This is a genomic window from Streptomyces eurythermus (assembly GCF_014649115.1).
Taxonomy (GTDB): domain Bacteria; phylum Actinomycetota; class Actinomycetes; order Streptomycetales; family Streptomycetaceae; genus Streptomyces; species Streptomyces eurythermus.
In genome coordinates, this window is the sequence record NZ_BMSK01000005.1 from 177475 (window position 1) to 201082 (window position 23608).

Below are 23608 nucleotides of genomic sequence, written 5' to 3' on the forward strand. Positions count from 1 at the left end.
ATGCCGCTCATTCCGGTGGTGCGCGAGGGGGGAGTTGAACCCCCACGCCCTTGCGGGCACTGGAACCTGAATCCAGCGCGTCTGCCTATTCCGCCACCCGCGCATTGGGTGTGTCTTCCGGTTCCTTCCCTTTCGGGCTGGCCCCTTCCGACATCGAGAACATTAGCACGTCGTCCAGGGTGGATTCACATCCCTTCCCGGGCGCCCCCGGCGACCGCCTCGGGCGCGCCCCCCGCGGCGGCCGGTGCCCACGTCCTCACGCGTCCCGCCCGTGCCCGTCCGTCTCAGGGAGACACGGTTCACGTATCAACCTCGTACCGGTCCCGGCCGTCTCCCCGGAAGGCGGGCCGGGTGCACAGCCCGGTGCGGGACACTGGTCTTCGCCCGCCTCTACGATCCAGGGGCAGCAGGACACGCACCCGGAGTTCGAAGGGGAGCCGCTGGGGGAACCGGCTGATTGGCGGGCGCGTAGATACGATCAGTAAGCAGTACCCGGCAGTACCCCGGCAAGGCAGCGGCACAGAGCAAGGCAAGACGACGGCAGGGACGGAGGAGGTGCCCCATGGGAGTCCTGAAGAAGTTCGAGCAGCGTCTCGAAGGTCTGGTGAACGGCACCTTCGCCAAGGTCTTCAAGTCCGAGGTCCAGCCCGTGGAGATCGCCGGAGCGCTCCAGCGGGAGTGCGACAACAACGCCACCATCTGGAACCGCGACCGCACCGTCGTGCCCAACGACTTCATCGTGGAGCTGAGCGCGCCGGACTACGAGCGCCTCAGCCCCTACTCCGGGCAGCTGGGCGACGAGCTGGCCGGCATGGTGCGCGACTACGCCAAGCAGCAGCGCTACACCTTCATGGGCCCGATCAAGGTCAATCTGGAGAAGGCCGACGACCTGGACACCGGTCTGTACCGGGTGCGCTCGCGCACCCTGGCCTCCTCCAGCAGCCAGCAGGACCAGCAGGCGCCGCCCGCCCCGCCGGCCGGCCGCCCCGCGGCGAGCGCCCCCGGCGGCTACGGCTATCCGCCGGCCGCCCCGCCCGCGGGCGCGCCCCCGATGCCGTCGACGCCGCCGCCCGGCGCCCGGCCCGGCGGGTACGGCTATCCGCAGCCCGCCACCCAGCGGCCCGCCGCGGCGCCGATGAGCGGCGCGCGCACCCGCTACTGGATCGAGATCAACGGCACCCGCCACCAGATCTCCCGCCCGACGCTGGTGCTGGGCCGCAGCACCGACGCCGACGTGCGGATCGACGACCCCGGCGTCTCCCGCCGGCACTGCGAGATCCGGACCGGAACGCCCTCGACGATCCAGGATCTCGGCTCCACCAACGGCATCGTGGTGGACGGGCAGCACACCACCCGCGCTACGCTCCGCGACGGCTCGCGGATCGTCGTGGGCAGCACCACCGTTATCTATAGGCAAGCCGAAGGGTGAAGCGGGGGCAATGTCAGAGCTGACCCTCACGGTCATGCGGCTGGGTTTCCTGGCCGTACTGTGGCTGTTCGTGATCGTGGCCGTGCAGGTCATCCGGAGCGACCTGTTCGGTACGCGCGTCACCCAGCGCGGATCGCGTAGGGAGGCGGCCCGGCCGCAGCAGTCCGGGCGCCAGCAGACCCGGCAGCAGGCCCGGCAGCAGGCCGCCCCGCCGCCGCAGCGCGGCCAGCAGGGCGGCGGCCGGCGCGGCCGGAACGCCCCCACCAAGCTGGTCGTGACCGAGGGCACACTGACCGGCACCACCGTGGCGCTCCAGGGCCAGACCATCACCCTGGGCCGGGCGCACGACTCCACGATCGTGCTGGACGACGACTACGCCTCCAGCCGCCATGCCAGGATCTACCTGGACCAGAGCGGCCAGTGGATCATCGAGGACCTCGGTTCCACCAACGGCACCTACCTGGACCGGTCCCGGCTGACGACCCCCACACCGATCCCGCTGGACAAGCCGATCCGCATCGGCAAGACCGCGATCGAGCTGCGGAAGTAGTGCCACGTCATGAATAAGCGCGAGCGGAGCGAGCACGCCGCGGCAGGCCGCCACCCGGTCTCCGGCGCGCTCCCGACCGGAGGGTGGGCAGTGTGGCTCGACACGACCGGCTGCATTCGGAGCCGACGGGCGAGGTGCGCATGAGTCTGTCACTGCGCTTCGCCGCCGGATCGCACGAGGGCATGATCCGCGGGCACAACGAGGACTCCGGCTACGCCGGCCCGCGCCTGCTGGCCATCGCCGACGGCATGGGCGGCCAGGCGGCCGGCGAGGTCGCCTCCTCCGAGGTGATCTCCACCATCGTCCCGCTCGACGACGACGTGCCCGGCTCCGACATCCTCACCTCCCTCGGCACCGCCGTGCAGCGCGCCAACGACCAGCTGCGCGCCATGGTCCAGGAGGACCCGCAGCTGGAGGGCATGGGCACCACCCTGACCGCCCTGCTGTGGACCGGACAGCGGCTCGGCCTGGTCCACGTCGGCGACTCTCGCGCCTATCTGCTGCGCGACGGCGTCCTCACCCAGATCACCCAGGACCACACCTGGGTGCAGCGGCTGGTCGACGAGGGCCGGATCACCGAGGAAGAGGCCACCACCCACCCGCAGCGCTCCCTGCTGATGCGCGCCCTCGGCAGCAGCGAGCACGTCGAGCCCGACCTCTCCATCCGCGAGGTCCGCGCCGGCGACCGCTATCTGATCTGCTCCGACGGCCTGTCCGGGGTGGTCTCCCACCAGACGATGGAGGAGACCCTCGCCAGCTACCAGGGCCCGCAGGAGACCGTGCAGGAGCTGATCCAGCTCGCGCTGCGCGGCGGCGGCCCCGACAACATCACGGTCATCGTCGCCGACGTGCTGGACCTGGACCAGGGCGACACCCTCGCCGGTCAGCTGTCCGACCAGCCGGTGGTGGTCGGCGCGGTCGCCGAGAACCAGCACCACCCGCAGGACAACGGGATCATGCAGACCCCGGCCGGCCGCGCCGCCCACCTGGGCCGGCGCGGGCAGGGCGGCGGCGAGTTCGGGCCGCCCGGCTCGGGTGACACCGGCTACCCGCCGGCCGGCGGCTTCGGCGAGTACGGCGACGAGGACTTCACCAAGCAGCGCAAGCCGCGCAGGTGGCTGAAGACCTCCCTGTACGGCGCCCTCGCCCTGGCCGTCGTGGGCGGCGGCCTGTACGGCGGCTACCGCTGGACGCAGACGCAGTACTACGTCGGCGCCAAGGACGAGCACGTGGCGCTGTACCGCGGGATCAGCCAGGACCTGGCCTGGGTGTCGCTGTCGGAGGTGGAGAAGGACCACCCCGAGATCGAACTCAAGTACCTGCCGCCGTACCAGCAGAAGCAGGTGAAGGCCACGATCGCGGAGGGCGGCCTCCAGGCGGCCCGGACGAAGGTCGAGGAGCTGGCCGTCCAGGCCTCCGCCTGCCGGAAGCAGGCCGAGCGCAAGGCCGCGGACGAGGCCGCGCGCGACGCGAAGAACGACAAGGGCAAGACCACCGGCACCGACGCCGACGCCGACAAGAGCGCCGGCGGAACCGGTGGCACCGGTACCGGCGCCACCACGGGAACCGGCACCGGTACCGGCGCCACCACGGGAACCGGCACCGGTACCGGCTCCACCACGGGCACGGGCACGCACGCCGCGTTCTCCGGGGACCCCGCCGCGCCGGTCGTCACCCTCGCGCAGGTCTCCCTCGTCACGAAGGCCACCCCGGCCCCGAACCCGTCGGCCTCGAAGACGACCCCGGCGGTCCCTTCGAAGTCTCCGTCCACGACCCCGTCCGCGACCCCCAGCCCCGGCCCCACTCTCTCGGAGGATGAGCAGAAGGTCGTCTCGCTGTGCGGTAAGCAGTAGGCAAGCCGTGAGAGGCCCCGTCACACGATGAGCAGTTCTACGAATTCGCCGACGCATCACACGTCCACGATCGGCGCCATCGGCGCGCCGAGCCGCCGCAACACCGAGCTGGCCCTGCTGGTCTTCGCCGTGGCCATCCCGGTGTTCGCCTACGCCAACGTGGGCCTGGCCATCAGCGACCAGGTCCCCTCCGGGCTGCTCAGCTACGGCCTGGGCCTCGGACTGCTGGCCGGCGTCGCCCATCTCGCGGTGCGGAAGTTCGCGCCGTACGCCGATCCGCTGCTGCTGCCGCTGGCCACCCTGCTCAACGGGCTGGGGCTGGTCGTGATCTGGCGGCTGGACCAGTCCAAGCTGCTCCAGTCACTGCCCAACTTCGTCACGGCGGCGCCCCGCCAGCTGCTGTACACCGCGCTGGGCATCGCGCTGTTCGTCGTGGTGCTGATCTTCCTGAAGGACCACCGCGTCCTCCAGCGCTACACGTACATCTCCATGTTCAGCGCCCTGGTGCTGCTCATCCTGCCGCTGGTGCCGGGCCTCGGGGCCAACATCTACGGCGCGAAGATCTGGATCAACATCCCCGGTCTCGGCTCCCTCCAGCCCGGTGAGTTCGCCAAGATCGTCCTCGCCGTCTTCTTCGCCGGCTACCTGATGGTCAAGCGCGACGCCCTGGCCCTCGCCAGCCGCCGCTTCATGGGCCTGTACCTGCCGCGCGGCCGCGACCTCGGGCCGATCCTGGTCGTCTGGGCGATCTCGATCCTCATCCTGGTCTTCGAGACGGACCTCGGCACCTCGCTGCTGTTCTTCGGAATGTTCGTCATCATGCTGTACGTCGCCACCGAGCGGACCAGCTGGATCGTCTTCGGTCTGCTGATGTCCGCGGCCGGCGCCGTCGGCGTGGCGAGCTTCGAGCCGCACATCCAGACCCGTGTGCAGGCATGGCTCAACCCGATGCGCGAGTACGAGCTGAGCCGACAGATCACCCATGACGGCATCCTCCACTCCGACCAGCTCCAGCAGGCCCTGTGGGCCTTCGGTTCCGGTGGCACCCTCGGCTCCGGCTGGGGTCAGGGACACTCGGACCTGATCCGGTTCGCCGCCAACTCCGACTTCGTCCTCGCCACCTTCGGCGAGGAGCTGGGCCTGGCCGGGATCATGGCGATCCTGCTGATCTACGGTCTGATCGTGGAGCGCGGTGTGCGCACCGCGCTCGCCGCCCGCGACCCGTTCGGCAAGCTGCTCGCCATCGGCCTGTCCGGTGCCTTCGCCCTCCAGGTCTTCGTGGTGGCCGGCGGTGTCATGGGCCTCATCCCGCTGACCGGTATGACCATGCCGTTCCTCGCGTACGGTGGTTCGTCCGTGCTCGCCAACTGGGCGCTGATCGGCATCCTGATCCGGATCAGCGACACCGCCCGCCGCCCGGCGCCCGCCCCCGTGAGCAGCCCCGACGCCGAGATGACCCAGGTGGTCCGCCCGTCATGAACAAGCCCCTGCGCCGCATCGCGATCTTCTGCGGCCTGCTCGTGCTGACCCTGCTGCTGCGGGACAACTACCTCCAGTACGTCAGGGCCGACAGCCTCAAGGACGACCCGAAGAACCGCCGGGTGACGATCGCCCGCTACGCCACCCCGCGCGGCGACATCATCGTCGGCGGCGATCCGATCACCGGGTCCACGGAGACCAGCAAGAGCGGTCTGAACGACCTCAAGTACAAGCGGACGTACAAGAACGGCCCCATGTGGGCGCCGGTCACCGGTTACGCCTCGCAGGCCTTCGGCGCCACCCAGCTGGAGTCCCTCGAGGACGGCATCCTCACCGGGAACGACGACCGGCTGTTCTTCCGCAAGACCCTGGACATGATCACCGGCAAGGAGCAGCAGGGCGGCAACGTCGTCACGACGCTCAACGCCGCCGCGCAGAAGGCCGCGTTCGACGGCTTGAGGAAGCGGGGCGGCAAGGGCGCGGTGGTCGCGCTGGAGCCGTCCACGGGCAAGATCCTGGCGCTGGCCTCCTACCCGTCGTACGACCCGTCGTCCTTCGCGGGCAACACCAACGACGACGCGGCGGCCTGGAAGAAGCTCCAGAAGAAATACAACCCCAACGACCCGATGCTGAACCGGGCGCTGCGCGAGACCTACCCGCCGGGCTCGACCTTCAAGGTGGTCACGGCCGCCGCCGCGCTGGAGAACGGCAAGTACACCTCGGCCGACCAGCGGACCGACTCGCCGCTGCCGTGGGTCATGCCGGGCACCTCGACCGAGCTGAAGAACGAGGGCAACATCCCGTGCGAGAACGCGACCATGCGGGTCGCGCTCCAGTTCTCCTGCAACACCGTCTTCGGCAAGATCGGCTCCGACCTCGGCAACGACAAGATGCTGGAGGAGGCGAAGAAGTTCGGCTTCGACTCCGAGCAGTTCACCCCGGTCCGCGCCACCGCCTCGGTGTTCTCCGACGACATGAACCAGTCGCAGACCGCGCTGTCCTCCATCGGCCAGTACAACACCGCCGCGACGCCGCTGCAGATGGCGATGGTGGCCTCGGCGGTCGCCAACGACGGCAAGCTGATGAAGCCGTACATGGTCGACGAGCTCCAGTCCTCCAACCTGGACCCGGTCGCCAAGACCGAGCCGGAGGAGCTGAGCCGGCCGCTGTCGCCGAAGAACGCGCAGATCCTCCAGGACATGATGCAGACGGTGGTCGAGAAGGGCACCGGTACGAACGCGCGGATCAACGGCGTCAAGGTCGGCGGCAAGACCGGTACCGCCCAGCACGGCGTGGAGAACAGCGAGAACCCGTACGCGTGGTTCATCTCCTACGCCAAGCTGCCCGACGGCAGCTCGCCGGTGGCGGTGGCCGTGGTGATCGAGGACGAGAGCGCCAACCGCGACGACATCTCCGGTGGCGGCCTGGCCGCACCGATCGCGAAGAACGTCATGGAGGCGGTCGTCAACGCCAAGAAGTGACCGGCCCCCGCGGGTGACGCGGCCGCCGCAAGTGAGGCCGCTCACACGTTTTTCACATCGTCGCACGTTGCGATACCGGTCCTGTATCGGGTTACGGGCTTGGCCAGGTCACACAGAGCGAGCCGGGTACGGTAGGCCCGGACGGCAGCGCCTCCGGCCGCGCACAGGGGCGCGGCCGAGACCGACGGAGAGGGCTGGTAGGTAGCTATGGAAGAGCCGCGTCGCCTCGGCGGCCGGTATGAGCTGGGCCAGGTGCTCGGCCGCGGTGGCATGGCCGAGGTCTACCTCGCGCACGACACCCGGCTCGGCCGCACCGTGGCGGTGAAGACGCTGCGCGCGGACCTCGCGCGCGACCCGTCCTTCCAGGCCCGGTTCCGCCGGGAGGCCCAGTCGGCCGCCTCGCTCAACCATCCCGCGATCGTGGCGGTCTACGACACGGGCGAGGACTACATCGACGGGGTCTCCATCCCGTACATCGTGATGGAGTACGTCGACGGTTCCACGCTGCGCGAGCTGCTGCACTCCGGCCGCAAGCTGCTGCCCGAGCGGGCGATGGAGATGACCATCGGCATCCTCCAGGGCCTGGAGTACGCGCACCGCAGCGGCATCGTCCACCGGGACATCAAGCCGGCCAACGTCATGCTGACCCGCAACGGCCAGGTCAAGGTGATGGACTTCGGCATCGCCCGTGCCATGGGTGACGCCGGCATGACCATGACCCAGACGGCCGCGGTCATCGGCACCGCCCAGTACCTCTCCCCGGAGCAGGCCAAGGGCGAGCAGGTCGACGCCCGCTCGGACCTGTACTCGACCGGCTGTCTCCTCTACGAACTGCTGACGGTACGACCCCCGTTCGTGGGCGACTCCCCGGTGGCCGTGGCCTACCAGCACGTGCGCGAGGAGCCCCAGCCCCCGTCGGTCTTCGACCCCGAGATCACGCCCGAGATGGACGCGATCGTCCTCAAGGCGCTGGTCAAGGACCCGAACTACCGCTACCAGTCGGCCGACGAGATGCGCGCCGACATCGAGGCGTGCCTGGACGGCCAGCCGGTCGCGGCCACCGCCGCGCTGGGCGCGGTGGGCTACGGCGGCTACCCCGAGGAGCAGGCGACGACCGCGCTGCGCTCGGACGCGGGCGCGACCACCGTGCTGCCGCCGATGAACCCCGACGACGGCGGTTACGGCTACGACGACCGCCCGGACCGCCGCCGCCAGCAGAAGAAGAAGTCCAGCACCGGCACGGTCCTGCTGGTGATCGCGGGCCTGCTGGTGCTGGTCGGCGCGATCCTGATCGGCATGTACGCCTTCGGCGACAAGAAGGGGAACGACGGCAAGGTGCCCGTGCCGGCGTTCGTCGGCCAGCCCCAGAAGACGGCCGAGAAGATGGCCGCCAACGTCGACCTCAAGGTGTCGATCAGCAAGAAGGAGTGCGAGGACCAGGCCACCGGCAACGTGTGCTCGCAGAACCCGCCGCAGGGCGAGAAGGTCGAGAAGAACAGCACGGTCGACCTGGTGATCTCCACGGGCGCGCCCAAGGTCCAGGTGCCGGACGTGCGCGGGGCCCAGTTCGACCAGGCGGAGACCCAGCTCAAGGAGAAGGGCTTCGAGGTCGACAAGAAGCTGGAGGTCTCGGACCGCACGCCGGGTGTCGTCATCACCCAGGACCCGGAGCCGGGCGTCAGCAAGGAGAAGGGCAGCACGATCACCCTCACGGTCGCCAAGCCGGAGGAGAAGATCGCGGTTCCCGATGTCACCGGCAAGTCCTGTGACGAGGCGAAGGCCACGCTCCAGGCGCAGGGTCTGGTGCCGAGCTGCACCGAATCCCCGGTCAGCGACCCCGCCCAGGACGGCAAGGTGCAGAACACCAACCCGGCGGCGGGCCAGCAGGTCGTCAAGAACACCAATGTGGTGATCAACGTCGGCAAGGCCCAGCAGCAGCAGTCGTCGGTGCCGGGTGTCGTCGGCCGGCGGGTGAAGGAGGCCCGGCAGATGCTTCAGCAGGCCGGCTTCAACAACATCCAGTTCGCGCCCGGCAGCCCCGGTGACGACAACGCGCTCGTCACCCAGCAGGACCCGCAGCCGAACAGCCAGGCCGACCCGAACGGCACGACGGTCACCCTGACCACGGTCGCGTTCGGCCGGGGCAACGACAACGGCAACGGCAACCACGACGATGGCAACGGGACGGACTTCTTCGGCGGCGGCTGGGGCAACTGACCTCCCCCGCCTCCGCGTGGCCCCGCCGGGATGCCCGGCGGGGCCACGCGCCGTTCCGGGCCGGTGTCAGCGCAGTTCCGCCGGCGGGGTGCGCTCGCTGTCGACCTTCTGCGTCCGGACCAGTTCGCCCCAGACCACATAGCGGTGGCGGGAGGTGTAGACCGGGGTGCAGGTCGTCAGGGTGATGTAGTGGCCGGGCTTCTTCCGGCCGGATCCGCCGGGGACCGCGGTGAGGACCTTGACGTTGTACTTCGAGGTCTCGGGGAGGATCGAGTAGACCTTGTAGACGTACCACTCGTCCCGGGTCTCGAAGACGATCGGGTCGCCCTTCTCCAGCTTGTCGATGTTGTGGAACTTCGCGCCGTGGCCGTCCCGGTGGGCGGCGAGGGTGAAGTTGCCGGTCTTGCCGGAGGTGGGCAGCGTCGCCTTGACCGGCTGCGTGTAGTAGCCGGCCACGCCGTCGTTGAGGACGTCCGTGCCGGTGCCCTTCTCGACCAGCACCTCGCCGTTGTGCATCGCCGGCACGTGCAGGAAGCCGATGCCGTCACCGGTGTCGAGCGCGCCCGGGCCCGAATCCTTCTGCCGCGCCCAGTGCTCGCGGACCTTGTCGGCCTTCTGGTCCGCCTTGCGGTCCGCTATCACGTTCGTCCACCACAGCGAGTAGGCGACGAACAGGCCGAGCAGCACGCCCGCCGTGATGAGGAGTTCACCGAAGACGCTGACCGCCAGGGCGATCCGGCCGGGGCGCCGGCGGCGCGGGGCCGGGTCCGGTCCGGGCGCGTCCGTGGTCTCTTCGGTCTCGTCGGCGGTCGCTGCCACAGTTCCTCTGCCCCTACTCGGTGAGCCCTACTCGATGAGCGCGTCCGGCTTGCCCTTGGCGCGCGGGCGTTCCTGGACCATCTTGCCCCAGACGATCAGCCGGTACTTGCTGGTGAACTCCGGGGTGCACGTGGTGAGGGTGATGTAGCGGCCGGGGCGGGTGAAGCCGGAGCCCGGCGGGACGGGGTCCAGCACGCTGACGTTGGACGGCGAGGTCACCGGGAGCGAGGAGGTGACCTGGTACACGAAGTAGGTGTCCTGTGTCTCGACCACGACCGCGTCGCCCGGCGAGAGCCGGTTGATGTACCGGAACGGCTCGCCGTGCGTGTTGCGGTGCGCCGCGAGGCCGAAGTTGCCGGTCTTGTCCTGGGGCATCGCCGTCTTCAGCGGGGCCTCGCCGTAGTGGCCGACCATGCCCTTGTCGAGCACCCGTTTGTTGCTGATCCCCTCCGCGATGGGGGCGACCACGTCCAGCTTGGGGATGTGCAGGATGGCGAAGCCCTGGCCCGGCTCGAAGACGCCCGGGCTGCGCTTGCCGCTGGCCCAGTCGTCCTGGAGCCGGTGGGTGGCGCTGCCGGCCTGCGCGTGCGCGCGGACGTTGGTCCACCACAGCTGGTAGGTGACGAACAGCAGCATCAGCACGCCGGTGGTGATGAACAGTTCGCCGATGGCCCGGCTCGCCAGGGTCGCCGGGCCGGGCTTGCGCAGCCGGGCCTGGCGCCGGGCCTCGACCCGGGTCAGGGGGCGCTGCGGGTCCCGTTCGGCGGGGGGCGGCGTGGCCGTCCGGGGGGCGGCACCGGTCCGGCGCCCGCCACGCCGCTTGGCGGCCTTCCTGCGGGCCGCACGGCCGCCCGGTGTGACGGGGGAGGCGGCAGGGGCCGAGGAGGCCGCAGAGGCGCCCACGGACTCCCCCGCCCGGCCCGGCACCACCCGCAGCGCCATCGTCTCGTCGTCGACGGGCGGGAACGAGGCCGCCGGGGGTTCGTCCGTGATCCGGGGCATCGGGGCGGTACGGGGCTCCCCGGGCACCCGAAGACCCGGCGCGCCCGCGCGATCGGCGGACGCCGGGGCCTGCGGCGCCCTCCCGGACTCCTCCGTCACCCGGGGCAACGGAGCCGTCAGAGGGTCCTCCACGACCCGGGGCAGCGGGGTGGTCGAGGGTTGCCCGGCCACCCGCCGGCCCGGCGCGCTCCCGTGGCCGGCGGACGCCGGGGGCCGCGGCGCCCTCCAGGGCTCCTCGGTCGCCCGGGGCGGCCGCGCGGTACGCGGCTCGTCCGTGATCCGGGGCATGGGTGCGGTCAGGGCGTCCTCGGTCGCCCGGGGGCTCGGCGCGCTCCCGTGGCCGGGGGCCGCCGGGGGCTGTGGCGCTCTTCGGGGTTCTCCGGTCACCCGGGGCAACGGTGCCGTCAAGGACTCCTCCACGACCCGGGGCAGCGGGGCGGTACGGGGCTCCCCGGGCACCCGAAGACCCGACGCGCCCGCGCGATCGGCGGACGCCGGGGCCTGCGGCGCCCTCCCGGTCTCCCCCGTCACCCGGGGCAACGGAGCCGTCAGAGGGTCCTCCACGATCCGGGGCAGCGGGGTGGTCGGGGGTTGCCCGGTCGCCCGCCGGCCCGGCGCGCTGCCGTGGCCGGCGGTCGTCGGGGGCTGCGGCGCCCTCCGGGGTTCCTCGGTCGCCTGGGGCGGCCGCGCGGTACGCGGCTCGTCCGTGTCCCGGGGCGGCCGCGCCGTCCGGGCGTCGTCCGTCAGGGGGGGCAGGGGGGCCGTCGGCGGGTCGGCGGGCTGCCCGGCGGGGCGGCCGCTCGGGCGCGGCCGCGCACCGGCGGAGGGCTCGTACGGGCTGCCGCCGCCGTACACGTCCTCGCGCTCGGGGCGCAGCGCGGTCACGCCGAGGCCCTGCCCACCACCGGGGCGAGCCCCGCCGACCGCGCCACGGCCTCGTGGTCACCGCACTCCGCGAGCCAGTTGGCCAGCATCCGGTGACCGTGCTCGGTCAGCACCGACTCGGGGTGGAACTGCACGCCCTCGACACGGTGTTCCCGGTGCCGCAGGCCCATGATGATGCCGTCCTGGGTGCGGGCGGTCACCTCCAGCTCGGCCGGGACCGTGGCAGGCTCGGCGGCCAGGGAGTGGTAGCGGGTCGCCGTGAAGGGGCTGGGCAGCCCGGCGAAGACGCCCTTGCCCTCGTGCTCGACCAGCGAGGTCTTGCCGTGCAGCAGCTCGGGCGCCCGGTCGACCACGCCGCCGTAGGCCACCTGCATCGACTGCATGCCGAGGCACACCCCGAAGACCGGCACGCCGGTGGCCGCGCAGTGCCGGACCATGTCCACGCACACGCCCGCCTCCTCGGGCGTCCCGGGCCCGGGGGAGAGCAGCACGCCGTCGAAGCCGTCCTGCGCGTGCGAGGTCGTCACCTCGTCGTTGCGCAGCACCTCGCACTCCGCGCCCAGCTGGTACAGGTACTGCACGAGGTTGAAGACGAAGCTGTCGTAGTTGTCGACGACGAGAATCCGCGCACTCACTGGTTGTCCACCGTCACATCGTTGAAGGGCAGCAGTGGCTCGGCCCACGGGAAGACGTACTGGAAGAGGACGTAGACCACGGCCAGGATCAGTACGAGCGAGATGAGCGCCTTCACCCAGGCGTTCCCCGGCAGATGCCGCCAGATCCAGCCGTACATGCCGTCCCTTCCGTATCCCCTACGGCACCAGACCCACGCCGTACGTCACCAGACTAGCGGCGCAGGGCCTCCGGCCGGCCGTTGTCCACAGGCTGGGTGGCATCGAGATGCGCCCACACGATCAGCCGGTGGCTGTGGCCCCACTCCGGGTCGCACGTCGTGAGGGTCAGATAGCGGCCGGGGCGGGCGTACCCGGGCCCGCGCGGCACGGGATCGATCACCGCGACGTCCGTCGGCACGGTCCGGTACGGCCCTTTGTCGATCCGGTACGTGTACCAGGTGGTCCCGTCGGTCAGCACCACGGCGTCGCCGGGGCGCAGCCGCGGGAAGTCCTTGAAGGGGTCGCCGTAGGTGCGCCGGTGGCCGGCGACCGCGAAGTTGCCGGTCCGGCCGGGCCGGGCGGTGCCCGCGTAGTGGCCGAGGCCCTTCTTCAGGGTGCCGGTGCCGGTGCCCTCCAGGACCGGCTTGTGCCAGGTGGCGCCGAGGCGCGGGATGTACATGACGGCGAAGGGCTCGCCGGGTGCGTAGGCCTTCGGCGGCTCCGCTTCCGCCGCGGGCCGCGCCCGGCCGCTCGCCCCTGACCACTCGGCGTGCAGCCGGTCGATCTGGTCGTTCATCGCGCCCTCGGCCCGGACGCCCGTCCAGAACAGGACGTAGCCGACGAAGAGCACGATCAGGGCGCCGGCGGTGATGCACAGTTCGCTGAGGCTTCTGACGATCACGCGCACCGGCGGCTCCCGGACGGACGGCTACCCCACTGGCTTCGCGTAGTGCAGGTCCACTGTGCCGGAGTAGCCGGGAAGAGTCACCGTGCCGTCGTCGGTGACTTTCCAGCCGAGGCCGTAGACGTTGACGTAGACCATGTAGGTCTGGATCGCCCTGCTGTCCGCGAGGGCCTGCTTGAGCCGGTCCGGGTCGCCGACCGCCGTGATCTTGTACGGGGGCGAGTAGACGCGGCCCTGGAGGATCAGGGTGTTGCCGACGCAGCGCACCGCGCTGGTGGAGATCAGCCGCTGGTCCATGACCTTGATGCCCTTGGCGCCGCCCTGCCACAGCGCGTTCACCACGGCCTGGAGGTCCTGCTGGTGGATGACCAGGTAGTCGGGCTGCGGCTCGGGATAGCCGGGGAGCTTGGCGGTGGCGTCGGGCGGGGCGTCGTTCAGGGTGACGGTGACGGCCTTGCCGGTCAGTTCCTGGGTGCCCGCGCTCTTCTCCAGCCCGCTGAGCTTGTCGTCCTCGGCCTTGGTGCTGCCGTCGTCGCTCTCGGCCAGCGACTCCACGCTGTCGCGCAGGGTGGCGTTGGACTCGTCCAGCCCCTTGTTCTTGCGGCTGCGCTCCTGGATCAGGTCGGACAGCTTCAGCAGGGAGGCGTCCTGGCGGATGTCGGTGCCCTTGGCCGTGTCGAAGCTGGTGAAGAAGATCAGTCCGGCGAGGGCGAAGACGGCCGCCGTGAGGATCCGCACCGGTCGGGGGCGCGGCCTGCGGGCGGGGCCGGAGCCCGTTGCTCCCGTCCCGGGGGAGTCGGCAGAATTGCTCAACGTACCCTTATCTCCTTCGGCGCCACGGAAGCACTACGCTAACGGACGCCCGGGGGAGCACACAGAGTCGTCATGTTGGCCCCTTGTACGCTGCCCCGAGCCCGACCCAGTTCCCTGCGCGGCCACGCAGCGCATCGACAGGAGAGACCCTCGTGCCGAAGTCACGTATCCGCAAGAAGGCCGACTTCACGCCGCCGCCGGCGAAGCAGGCGCAGGCGATCAGGCTGACCAATCGGGCCTGGGTCGCACCGGTCATGCTGGCCATGTTCCTGATCGGCCTGGCCTGGATCGTCGTCTTCTATGTGACGGACGGCTCGCTGCCCGTCGACAGCCTGGACAACTGGAACATCGTGGTCGGCTTCGGCTTCATCGCCGCCGGGTTCGGTGTCTCCACGCAGTGGAAGTAGCCCCGCGGCGGTGGTCGTAGCCCCGCGCACAGCTCTGCCCAGGGTTATCCACTGAGTTATCCACAGCCGTTGTCCACAGTGGGGAAAAAGAACGACGATCTGTGGATAACCTGCCGGATGTTGACGCCGGTGTGACTGGTCCAACATCCCCCAGACATCTGTTCGCCCCCTGCCCCACCTGCGGAAACACATCCGAGCGGCAGGGGGCACAGCTGTGCCCGCACGGTGTGCACAAGATCGGGCACAAGCTGTGGACAACGGTTCGGGGACAGCGTGTTCCCCAGCCCGGTCAGGTGAGCTGGGCGGTCCTGATCAACGCGAGCGCCAGGGCCAGCGCCAGGACCACGGCACAGGTGCCGTACTGCACCAGCGCCCGCCGCTCGCGCGGGGCGTGCACCATCGCGTACCCGGTGACGACACCGGCGACGAGTCCGCCGATGTGCGCCTGCCAGGCGATGTGCAGGGACCCGTTGAAGGTGAAGATCAGGTTGATCACCAGCAGTGCGATGACCGGCCGCATGTCGTAGTTGAGCCGGCGCATCAGCACGGCGGTCGCGCCGAAGAGGCCGTACAGCGCGCCCGAGGCACCGAGCGAGGCGGCCGCCGGATCGGCGAGCAGATAGGTCAGCGCGCCGCCGGCCAGTCCGGAGACGAGGTACACCGCCAGATAGCGGGCCCGGCCGAGGGCCGCCTCCAGCGGGCCACCGACCCACCACAGGCTGAGCATGTTGAAGCCGATGTGCCAGTACTGCTCGTGCGCGAACATCGACGACACGAAGCGGTACCACTCGCCGCCGGCCACGCCCGACGTCGGCGTGAAGGGCTTCTCGGGCAGGCCGCCGTAGAGCACGACGTCGTACAGGAACGAGGGATCGGCCTTGATCGCGACGAACATCGCGAGGTTGATCCCGATCAGGATCTTCGTGAGCAGCCGGGGGTCGGCCGTGACCGTGCCGCCGGCGAGCGTGCGCGGGCGGGACGCCTGCGGGGCGGGGCCCTCGCCGGCGCCGCCGCGGACGCAGTCCGGGCACTGGAAGCCGACCGAGGCGCTGACCATGCACTCGGGGCAGATGGGGCGTTCACAGCGGGTGCAGCGCACGCCGGTCTCGCGGTCCGGGTGCCGGTAGCACCCGGGCGCGCTGTGGGCGTCCTGCGCGCTCCCTGCGGCCTGCTCCATCAGATCCCCTTGCTCGTCGTGTCCGTGTCCGAGGGCATCATCCTGCCCCCTTCATCCTTACGGACGAGCGCGCTGTCCGGTTCCCCGCGTTCCGCGCGTTCCCCGCGTTTCCCGGGCGAGCGGTCCGGGGCGGGCGCCGTTCACTCCTCGCGGGTCTCGATCAGCACCGTGCGGAGCACGACGTCGGCCAGCGGCCGGTCGTTGCGTCCGGTCGGCACGCGCGCGATGGCGTCCACGACCTTGCGGCCGGCCGGGGTGCTGACCTCGCCGAAGATGGTGCGCTTGCCGTTCAGCCAGGTGCTCGGGGTGACGGTGATGAAGAACTGCGAGCCGTTGGTGCCCGGGCCCGCGCTGGCCATCGCCATCAGGTACGGCGTGTCGAAGGCCAGGTCGGGGTGGCACTCGTCCTCGAAGCCGTAGCCGGGGCCGCCGAGGCCGTTGCCCAGGGGATCGCCGCCCTGGATCATGAAGCCGCCGATCACCGCGTGGAAGACCGTGCCGTCGTAGAGCGGGTCCCTGCTGCGCACGCCGGTGCCGGGATGGGTCCACTCGCGCTCGCCGCGCGCCAGTTCCACGAAGTTTCTGACCGTGACGGGCGCATGCAGCGGAAAGAGCCGGATCTCGATGTCACCGAGGGTGGTCTTCAGGGTGGCGTAGAGCTGCTCGGCCACGGTCCGCCTTCCGTTGTCGTTCCGCCGCGGTGCTCCGATCCTTCCACGCTCCCGCCCGCCCGACGCCCGGCCGCCACCGCCCGGACCGCGCCGGGAAGAGCCGGCGGCACCCATATGCCCGCCCGCGCGTGCCGCACCGGCCCCGGGAAGGCATGATCCGTAAAAGGGTGGAAAGTCGAAATACCGTACGCCACCGAGGAGGAGGAACCCGTGACCCGCATTGACAGCGTGCGCGCCGCGACCGGCTCGGCGAAGGACAGCGTGCTGCACGCCGCGGAAGTGGTGGCGCCTTACGCCGACACGGCCAAGGAGCGTGCCGCGTACTACGCGCAGGAGGCACGCGTACGGCTGGCGCCCGTGGTGACGCAGGCCGCGGAGCAGGCCCGCGTGCAGTACGACGCCCGGCTCGCCCCCCGCCTGGAGCAGGCGCTCACCCATGTGCCGCCGAAGGTCGACCTCGCCGCCCAGGAGGCCGCCCTGCGCGCCCGCAAGGCGGCCCGGCAGGCCGCCCTGTACTCGCGTCCGAAGATCGAGCAGGCGGTGGCCGCGACCGCGCCCGTGCGCGACGAGGCCGCCGCGCGCGGTGCCGCCGCGATGGCCGCGCTGCGCGGCCAGGTCTCGGCCGAGGACGTCCAGAAGCTGCTCCGGCGCCAGGAGCGGCGGTCCCGGACCGGCCGGACCGTGAAGGTGTGCGCGGTGCTGACCGTCCTGGCGGGCGGCGCCTTCGCGGCCTGGAAGTGGTGGGACAAGCAGGCCAACCCGGACTGGCTGGTCGAGCCGCCCGCCGCCACCGAGGTCCCCGCCGACTCGCCCCGGATCGCCTCCGTGGACGGCACCGAGCCCGGCGAACTCGACCCCGAGGTGCAGGCCAAGCAGGCCGACCAGGAGGACGAACCCTAAACCCCGTCCGCTCTCGTGGAGCCTCCGCCGAAGCGGCGGAGGCTCCGCCGTGTCACCGTTCGGCGTACGCGGCGATCGCGGGCTTCATGAAGCGGTTGACCGGGGTCTCCACGAACCGGTGGGACAGCACGGAGAGGGCGACGCACAGCGCGTAGAAGGTGACGACGAAGAGCACGCCGGCGGCCACCGAGTTGCCCCAGGGGTGCAGATACCGCTGGCAGAGCAGGATCAGCGCCCACTGGTACATGTAGATGCCGAAGGTGTACTTGCCGTAGGGCGCCACGCTCGCGGCGAGCCGGTTCTCCCGGGCGCCCGGGGTGTCCCAGCGGGCCGTCTCCCGGGCCGCCAGGGCGCCGATGAGCAGCACCACCGGGACGATCGTCAGCGCCGACAGGTCGAACAGGATCGGCACCCACAGCTCCTCCGCCACCACGGCGAGCACCAGCAGCGCGGTGGGCAGCCACACGTTCCGCGTCCACCTGCCGCGCCGCACCAGCAGACAGACCACCATGCCGCACAGCGCCTCCAGGACGCGGGTGAACGGGAAGACGTAGACGAGCCAGTACTTCCACTCCGAGACCCGGACCGGGTGACCGCGCTCGGTGAACGCCGCGTTCGCGAACGTCGCCCCGTCGGGAAGGAGTTGCAGCACGAGCGGCAGCAGCACCACGACCGCGACCAGGCCGGCCAGCAAGACGGCCAGGAACCGGTCGCCGCGCCGGGTCAGCCGCCGCAGGACGGCCGGGAACACCGCGTACAGGACGAGTTCGGTCGACAGCGTCCAGGCCGGGGCGTTGGCCGACCAGTAGATGTCGTGGTCCGGGAACCAGCCCTGCACCAGGGTGAGCGTGGTGAACAGGCCGGCGGCCGGGAAGGCGGCCGCGAAGGCGCACACGATCACGGCCCAGGTCAGCAGGTGCGCCGGCAGGATGCGCAGCAGCCGGCGGGCCATGAAGCCGCGGCCCGGCGGACGCTCGGCGGAGATCCAGGTCAGGATGAAGCCGCTGAGGACGATGAAGAACGACACCGCGTTGAAACCGGCCGGGTTGAACACCCGGTAGTACGCCTGCTGCACGCTCCGGTCCCTGAAGACCTGGTCGAAGGACAGGTGCGAGGCCAGGATGCAGAACGACGGCAGCAGCCGGGCGGCGGCGATGAAGGTGAGCTGTCTCGCCGCCGGGCGGTTCCGGGCGGGCTCCGCGCCGGTGGCGGTGTTGGTGGCCGCGGTCGTCCTCTCAGGGGTTGCCAAGATCGTGTGCCCTCACAGTTCGGTTCAGCTTGCCCGCGCGTAGCGGCTTCCGGGACGCGGCAGGCGCAGATGGCCCCGCAGGGTCGTCGCGTCGTACGCCGTGCGGAACGCCCCGCGCCGCTGGAGCTCCGGCACCAGGCCCCGGGTGATCTCCAGGAGGTCGTGCGGCAGCGCGCCGGGGCGCAGCCGGAAGCCGTCCAGCCCGGCCTCGCGCCAGTCCAGCAGCAGATCGGCCAGTTCACCGGGGGTGCCGGTGAACACCTCGGCGTCGGAGGCGAGTTCGGCGCCGGCCAGCTCGTCCAGGCGGGCCTTGCGGCGGGCGGCGGCGCCCGGCCCGTCGTCCAGGAAGACCAGGACCTCCGCGAACCGCAGCAGCGGCCGGGCGCGGGTGTCCCGGCCGGTGCGCCGCACGGCCGCGTCGACCTGATCGAGGATGGCCGCCGCTTGGGCCCGGTCGTGCGGGGTGACCCACACGGCATCGGCGGCGCGCGCCGCGAACTCGTACGGCACACTGGCGTGCGCCAGGCTCATCACCGGTGGCTGTCCCTGCGGCGGGCGCGGGGTGATCGCGGGGCCGCGGACGCTGAAGTGCTCGCCCTCGAAGTCGATGTGGTGGACCTTGTCGCGGTCGATGAAACGGCCGGTGGCGGCGTCGCGGATCTCGGCGTCGTCCTCCCAGCTGTCCCACAGCCGCCGGGCGACCTCCACCGCGTCGGCGGCCTCGTCGAACAGCGGGCTCAGGCGCCGGCCGATCCGCTCCGGGTCGCGCACGTCCTCGTCGGTGAGCTGCGGGGTCGTACGGCGGCCGAAGTGGGCGGCGTCGGCGGCGCGCGAGGCGATCTGCGGTCGCAGGCCGGCCCGGCCGGTGCTCGCGTAGTCCAGGGTGGCGATGCCGGTGGAGACGTGGAACGGCTCGGTGTGGGTGACGTTCGCGGTCGGGACCAGCCCGATGTGCGTGGTCAGCGGCGCCACCCGGGCCGCCAGCAGCACCGCGTCCAGGCTGCCGCGCACCTGGTCGGTGCGGTCGTCGGGCCGGTGGAAGGCGGCCGACTGCACACCGAGCGCGTCCTCGAAGGTGACGAAGTCCAGCAGGCCGCGCTCGGCCTCGGTGACCAGGTCCGTCCAGTAGTCCGCGCCGAACAGCCCGGCGGGGCGGGCGTCCTCGGCGCGCCAGGCCGCCGGGTGCCAGCCGGCGGCGTCCAGGGCGACGGCGAGGTGCAGCGGGGGCGCGGTCACGGGGTCTCCTTCGGTACGGGGGTGCGCTCCGGGCCGGGCGGCAGGCCCAGGTGGTCGCGCAGGGTCGGGCCGGTGTAGTCGCGCCGGAAGACGCCCTTCTCCTGGAGCAGCGGCACCACCCGGTCCACGAAGTCGTCCAGGCCGTCGGGGGTCAGATGGGGTACGAGGACGAAGCCGTCGGCGCCGTCGCTCCGCACGAAGTGGTCGATGGCGTCGGCGACCGTGTGCGGGGAGCCGACGAAGGTCTGCCCGCCCGAGACCTCGATGACCAGTTCGCGGATGCTCAGTCCGCGTTCCTCGGCGAGGGCCCGCCACTCACGGGCGATCCCGGCGCGGTCGCGGCGGAAGAGCGAGTGGCCCTTGAGCATCTGCGCGTCCGGCGCGGGGTCGATGTCCGGCAGCGGCCCGTCGGGGTCGTAGCCGGACAGGTCGCGGCCCCAGACGGCCTCCAGGTGGGCGATCGCGGTCTGCGGGCTCACCTGGGCGCGGGTGATCTCGTCGGCGTAGGCGGCGGCCTCGGCGTCGCTGTCGGCCACCACCACGGTGGCCGTCGGCAGGATCTTCAGCCGGTCCGGCGTGCGGCCGTACCGGGCCAGCCGGGACTTGACGTCCCGGTAGAAGGCGCGGGCCTGGTCGAGCCGGTTGTACTTGCTGAAGACGACGTCGGCCTCGGCGGCGGCGAACTCCCGGCCCGCCGGTGAGTCGCCCGCCTGGATGATCACCGGGTGGCCCTGGGGCGGGCGCGGGGTGGTGAAGCGGCCGGTGATGGTGAAGTGCTCGCCGTGGTGGGCGAAGCGGCCGGCGCCGGGCCGGACGAACGCGCCGGCCGCCGCGTCGGCGCGCACGTCCCCCTCGGCCCAGCTGTCCCACAGCTCGCGCGCGGTGGCCAGGAACTCCGCCGCGCGCGCGTACCGGTCGCCCTCGGCGAGGAAGCCGCCCCGCCGGAAGTTCTCGCCGGTGAAGGCGTCGAAGCTGGTGACCACGTTCCAGGCGGCGCGGCCGCCGCTGAGGTGGTCCAGGGTGGCCAGCCGCCGCGCCACCTCGTAGGGCTCGTTGAAGGTGGCGTTGACGGTGGCCGCGAGGCCCAGCCGGGTGGTGACCGCGGCCAGGGCGCTGAGCTGGGTGAGGTTCTCCGGGCGGCCCACCACGTCCAGGTCGTACAGGTGCCCCTTGTGCTCGCGCAGCCTGAGCCCCTCCGCCAGGAAGAAGAAGTCGAACCGGCCGCGTTCGGCGGTCCGCGCGAGGTGGCGGAAGGAGTCGAAGGCGATCTGGCTGCGCGAGCGCGGGTCCGCCCAGACGGTCACGTTGTGGATGCCGGGCAGCTGGGCGGCGAGGTGCACCTGCTTGCGGCCCGTGGACTCGGGGCCGCTCATGCGGTGGGGAGCACGGCCGCGGGGGCCGGGGAGACGTAGCGCACGGTGTTCTCGAAGGCGATGCCGTGGCTCTTGACGTCGATGGCTATGCGGTCGCCGTCGGCGATCCGGAAGCCGTCGTGGAAGCTGGCCTCGTCGGCGCCCAGCAGCACGTAGTTGACCAGGCCGGGCCGGCGCACCGCCGGGAAGGAGAACAGGTGCTCGGCCATGTCCCGGATCCGGAAGTACAGCGCGTCCCCGCCGCAGTCGAAGCTGCCCTCCCAGGCCGGCGCGCCGTCCCGGACGATGGTGACGCGGCCGGTCGCCGAGCGCGGCGGCGCCCCGAGGAACAGCCAGGGCGCGAGCGTGGTGTCGCACAGCTTGCAGTACGGGTTGTAGCCGGGGTCCTTGCGGTGCAGGCCGATGTCGCACAGGTCGTTGCCGAAGGTGTAGCCGGCGTAGTGCGGGGTGCCGTCGGCGTCGTTGACGTAGACGAGCGCGATCTCCGGCTCCTCGATGAGGGCGACCGGACGGGCGGGCACGGTCAGGTCCTCGCCGGGCAGCCGGGCCCAGTCGCCGAAGCCCTTGAAGAACCACTTGGGCGGCGTGAACTCGCCGTCCTCCGGCTGGCTCTGCCCGTTCCACTTCTTCTTGTGGGTGCCCATGAAGCCGCTCAGCAGCGCGGCGCCGGACGCCTCGGGCAGCAGCGGCACCCGCGGGCGCACCCCCGGGTCCCCGGCCGGGACGACGACCGTCTCGGCGCCCTCGGTGAGGGCGGCCCGTACGGCGTCGGCGGAGCCGTCGGTGGCGAGGAACGCGGCGGCCACGGCGCCCTCGGCCACCCGGTACAGGGTCTGCGGCTCGCCCGGCTCGGGCAGGCCGAAGGTGACGTGGCGGCGGCCTTCGTGGACCACCTCGGTGAGGACGGGCGGCAGGGACGCGGACATGGGAAGCCTCCAGGGTGCGGTCAGGATCGGGGGCCGGTCAGGTCGGCCAGGGCGGCGCCGAGGTGGTCCAGGGCCTCCTGGATCCACGGCAGGGCGAGGGGGTCGGGAGCGGTCAGCGCGGTGGTGCGCCGCTCGTCGGTGTCGCCGTACAGACGGCTGGTGGCGGCCCGGAAGCGCAGGGCGCCGTCCGGTTCGCCGAAGGCGCTCGCCGGCAGCACGCCGACGCCGTGCCGCTCGACGAGGAACCGGACCAGGCCGGCGCCGTCGGTGATGCCGTGCGCGGCGGCGAGACGGGCGCGCAGCGGCTCGAAGTCCGGGTAGAGGTAGCAGGTCGCGGTGACCGGGGCGAGATGCGCGCCGGCCCCGGTGAAGCGGGCCGCCGCCGCGCGGGCCACGGTGGCGTGCAGCCTGCGGCTCGCCGCGATCCGCTCGGTGATCTCCGGGGGCTCGGCGAGGGCGTAGGCCGCGGCGGACTGCACCGGGGCGGGCGGGCTGGACCAGATCTGGCTGGCCACGGAGAGCAGCGTGGTGCGCAGCTCGCGCCCGGCGGGGCTGTCGGGCAGCCGGGCCACGCCGGTACGCCAGCCGCCGACCGCGAGGTTCTTGGTCAGGCCGGTGGTGACGACGGTGCGCTCGGGGGCGTGGACCGCCGGGGAGACGGCGGGCCGGGCCGGGTCGTGGACCAGGTCGCCGTAGATCTCGTCGGAGATCACGAACAGGTCCAGGTCGCGGGCGACCGCGGCCAGGCGCCGTACGGTCGCGGCCGGGGCGACGGTGCCGGTCGGGTTGTCCGGCACCGTCACCACCACGGCGCGCGGGTTCCGGCCGGCGGCGCGCGCGGCGACGACCGTTTCGCGCAGCCGGGCCGGGTCCGGGACACCGCCCTGGCCGGGCAGGATCGGCACCGGCAGCGGCCGGCCGCCGGCGAGCCGGGCCTGTGCCGCGTAGCTGACCCAGCTCGGCACGGGCACCACCACGTCGCCGCCGGCCGCGAGGAGCAGCGCGTACAGCAGCGCCTTGCTGCCCGGCCCGGCCACCACCTGTTCGGGGTCGGTGGCCAGGCCGCGGCGGCTCCAGTAGCCGGCGGCGGCCTCGCGCAGCGCGGGCGAGCCGGCCACCGGGCCGTAGGCGTTCTCCCCCGCCGCCGCGGCCAGCCGCGCCCGCAGCTCCGGCAGCACGGGCAGCCCGATCTCCCCACTGGTCATCGCCAGCACCCGCTGCCCGCCCCGCCGCCGCGCCTCCAGCGCGGCATCGGCGGCGAGAGTGGCGGACATGGGAACGGCGGCGGCTCGGCGGGGGGCGGCGGGGTCAGGGGTGGCCTGCGGGGTGGGGGCCGGTCCCTCCTTCGGTGCGGAGGCCGGGACCGGCCGCGCTTCGCGGACCGGGGCCGACTGCGGAGCCGGGGTGGCTTGCGGAGCTGGGTACGGTCCCTCCTGCGGTGCAGGGGCCGGGACCGACTGCGCTTCCCCGGCCGGGACCGACTGCGGCACCGGGGCGGCCTGCGGAGCGGAGTGCGGGCCCGGCTCCGTGGCCGACGGCACCGCGGTCGCCGACGGGTCCGCGACCAGGGCCACCTGGGCAGACGGCTGGGACACCCCCTGCGGCGCAGGGGCCGGGACCGAC

General features: G+C 72.0%; 21 protein-coding genes and 1 tRNA gene. 8 read left to right on the plus strand and 14 right to left on the minus strand.

The features are described 5' to 3' along the window. Positions 1-16 precede the first annotated feature (16 nt). Positions 17-103 (minus strand) — tRNA-Leu (locus IE251_RS11020). Positions 104-562: 459 nt separating this feature from the next. On the opposite strand from IE251_RS11020, the gene IE251_RS11025 reads away from it, so the two are divergent. From IE251_RS11025 to pknB, 6 genes are all read left to right on the plus strand, one after another. Next, positions 563-1429, plus strand: coding sequence for an FHA domain-containing protein (locus tag IE251_RS11025; RefSeq protein WP_189752721.1), 867 nt, complete (start codon positions 563-565; stop codon positions 1427-1429). Positions 1430-1439: 10 nt separating this feature from the next. Beyond that, entirely contained in the window at positions 1440-1979 is a 540-nt protein-coding gene (locus IE251_RS11030; protein ID WP_030780850.1) for an FHA domain-containing protein FhaB/FipA, read from the plus strand. Between the two features lie 140 nt (positions 1980-2119). Next, positions 2120-3832, plus strand: a complete 1713-nt coding sequence (locus IE251_RS11035; RefSeq protein WP_189752722.1) for a Stp1/IreP family PP2C-type Ser/Thr phosphatase — start codon at positions 2120-2122, stop codon at positions 3830-3832. A 27-nt stretch (positions 3833-3859) separates the two neighbouring features. Then, entirely contained in the window at positions 3860-5311 is a 1452-nt protein-coding gene (locus tag IE251_RS11040) for an FtsW/RodA/SpoVE family cell cycle protein (protein ID WP_189752723.1), read from the plus strand. Continuing rightward, positions 5308-6792 (plus strand): peptidoglycan D,D-transpeptidase FtsI family protein, encoded by a 1485-nt coding sequence (locus IE251_RS11045; RefSeq protein ID WP_189752724.1) that lies wholly within the window; start codon positions 5308-5310, stop codon positions 6790-6792. Before IE251_RS11040 ends, IE251_RS11045 begins: the two co-directional genes overlap by 4 nt. A gap of 207 nt (positions 6793-6999) precedes the next feature. Next, positions 7000-9009 (plus strand): Stk1 family PASTA domain-containing Ser/Thr kinase, encoded by a 2010-nt coding sequence (gene pknB / locus IE251_RS11050; protein ID WP_189752725.1) that lies wholly within the window; start codon positions 7000-7002, stop codon positions 9007-9009. Between the two features lie 66 nt (positions 9010-9075). Here the strand turns inward: pknB and IE251_RS11055 are convergent, their stop codons facing one another. The 6 genes from IE251_RS11055 to IE251_RS11080 form a co-directional block, all read right to left on the minus strand. After that, on the minus strand, positions 9076-9828 hold the full coding sequence (locus IE251_RS11055; protein ID WP_189752726.1) for a class E sortase: 753 nt from the start codon (positions 9826-9828) through the stop codon (positions 9076-9078). Positions 9829-9855: 27 nt separating this feature from the next. Further along, the gene (locus IE251_RS11060) at positions 9856-10950 is read right to left on the minus strand and encodes a class E sortase (RefSeq protein ID WP_373301989.1); all 1095 of its coding nucleotides are present in this window, start codon (positions 10948-10950) and stop codon (positions 9856-9858) included. A 761-nt stretch (positions 10951-11711) separates the two neighbouring features. Beyond that, complete coding sequence (locus IE251_RS11065) at positions 11712-12350, minus strand: aminodeoxychorismate/anthranilate synthase component II (protein WP_189752727.1); 639 nt, start codon at positions 12348-12350, stop codon at positions 11712-11714. Next, the gene (locus IE251_RS11070) at positions 12347-12508 is read right to left on the minus strand and encodes a hypothetical protein (protein WP_030609287.1); all 162 of its coding nucleotides are present in this window, start codon (positions 12506-12508) and stop codon (positions 12347-12349) included. The genes IE251_RS11065 and IE251_RS11070 overlap by 4 nt, the downstream gene beginning before the upstream one ends. A gap of 53 nt (positions 12509-12561) precedes the next feature. Next, complete coding sequence (locus IE251_RS11075; protein WP_189752728.1) at positions 12562-13236, minus strand: class E sortase; 675 nt, start codon at positions 13234-13236, stop codon at positions 12562-12564. Positions 13237-13257: 21 nt separating this feature from the next. Continuing rightward, positions 13258-14046: a DUF881 domain-containing protein gene (locus IE251_RS11080; RefSeq protein ID WP_189752729.1), complete on the minus strand. Its 789-nt coding sequence runs from the start codon at positions 14044-14046 to the stop codon at positions 13258-13260. Between the two features lie 152 nt (positions 14047-14198). Between IE251_RS11080 and crgA the strand changes: the two genes are divergently transcribed. Further along, entirely contained in the window at positions 14199-14453 is a 255-nt protein-coding gene (gene crgA / locus IE251_RS11085) for a cell division protein CrgA (RefSeq protein WP_030609281.1), read from the plus strand. Positions 14454-14742: 289 nt separating this feature from the next. On the opposite strand, the gene IE251_RS11090 is transcribed toward crgA, so the two are convergent. Together IE251_RS11090 and IE251_RS11095 are read right to left on the minus strand one after the other, a co-directional pair. After that, complete coding sequence (locus IE251_RS11090) at positions 14743-15630, minus strand: rhomboid family intramembrane serine protease (RefSeq protein ID WP_189752730.1); 888 nt, start codon at positions 15628-15630, stop codon at positions 14743-14745. A 140-nt stretch (positions 15631-15770) separates the two neighbouring features. After that, positions 15771-16301: a peptidylprolyl isomerase gene (locus IE251_RS11095; RefSeq protein ID WP_189752731.1), complete on the minus strand. Its 531-nt coding sequence runs from the start codon at positions 16299-16301 to the stop codon at positions 15771-15773. A 210-nt stretch (positions 16302-16511) separates the two neighbouring features. On the opposite strand from IE251_RS11095, the gene IE251_RS11100 reads away from it, so the two are divergent. Then, positions 16512-17201 (plus strand): DUF5324 family protein, encoded by a 690-nt coding sequence (locus IE251_RS11100; protein ID WP_189752732.1) that lies wholly within the window; start codon positions 16512-16514, stop codon positions 17199-17201. 52 nt (positions 17202-17253) lie between these two features. On the opposite strand, the gene IE251_RS11105 is transcribed toward IE251_RS11100, so the two are convergent. Genes IE251_RS11105 through IE251_RS11125 form a run of 5 tightly spaced genes read right to left on the minus strand, consistent with a single transcriptional unit; the run spans position 17254 to position 23259 of the window. After that, entirely contained in the window at positions 17254-18450 is a 1197-nt protein-coding gene (locus IE251_RS11105) for an acyltransferase family protein (RefSeq protein ID WP_189752733.1), read from the minus strand. 24 nt (positions 18451-18474) lie between these two features. Then, entirely contained in the window at positions 18475-19686 is a 1212-nt protein-coding gene (locus tag IE251_RS11110; protein ID WP_189752734.1) for an LLM class flavin-dependent oxidoreductase, read from the minus strand. Further along, positions 19683-21059, minus strand: coding sequence for an NtaA/DmoA family FMN-dependent monooxygenase (locus IE251_RS11115; RefSeq protein ID WP_189752735.1), 1377 nt, complete (start codon positions 21057-21059; stop codon positions 19683-19685). Before IE251_RS11115 ends, IE251_RS11110 begins: the two co-directional genes overlap by 4 nt. Beyond that, positions 21056-21985 carry a fumarylacetoacetate (FAA) hydrolase gene (locus IE251_RS11120; RefSeq protein ID WP_189752736.1) on the minus strand — a complete coding sequence of 310 codons (930 nt, stop codon included), beginning with the start codon at positions 21983-21985 and terminating at the stop codon, positions 21056-21058. Before IE251_RS11120 ends, IE251_RS11115 begins: the two co-directional genes overlap by 4 nt. Positions 21986-22005: 20 nt before the next feature. After that, positions 22006-23259, minus strand: a complete 1254-nt coding sequence (locus tag IE251_RS11125; protein WP_189752737.1) for a pyridoxal phosphate-dependent aminotransferase — start codon at positions 23257-23259, stop codon at positions 22006-22008. Positions 23260-23608: the final 349 nt, after the last annotated feature.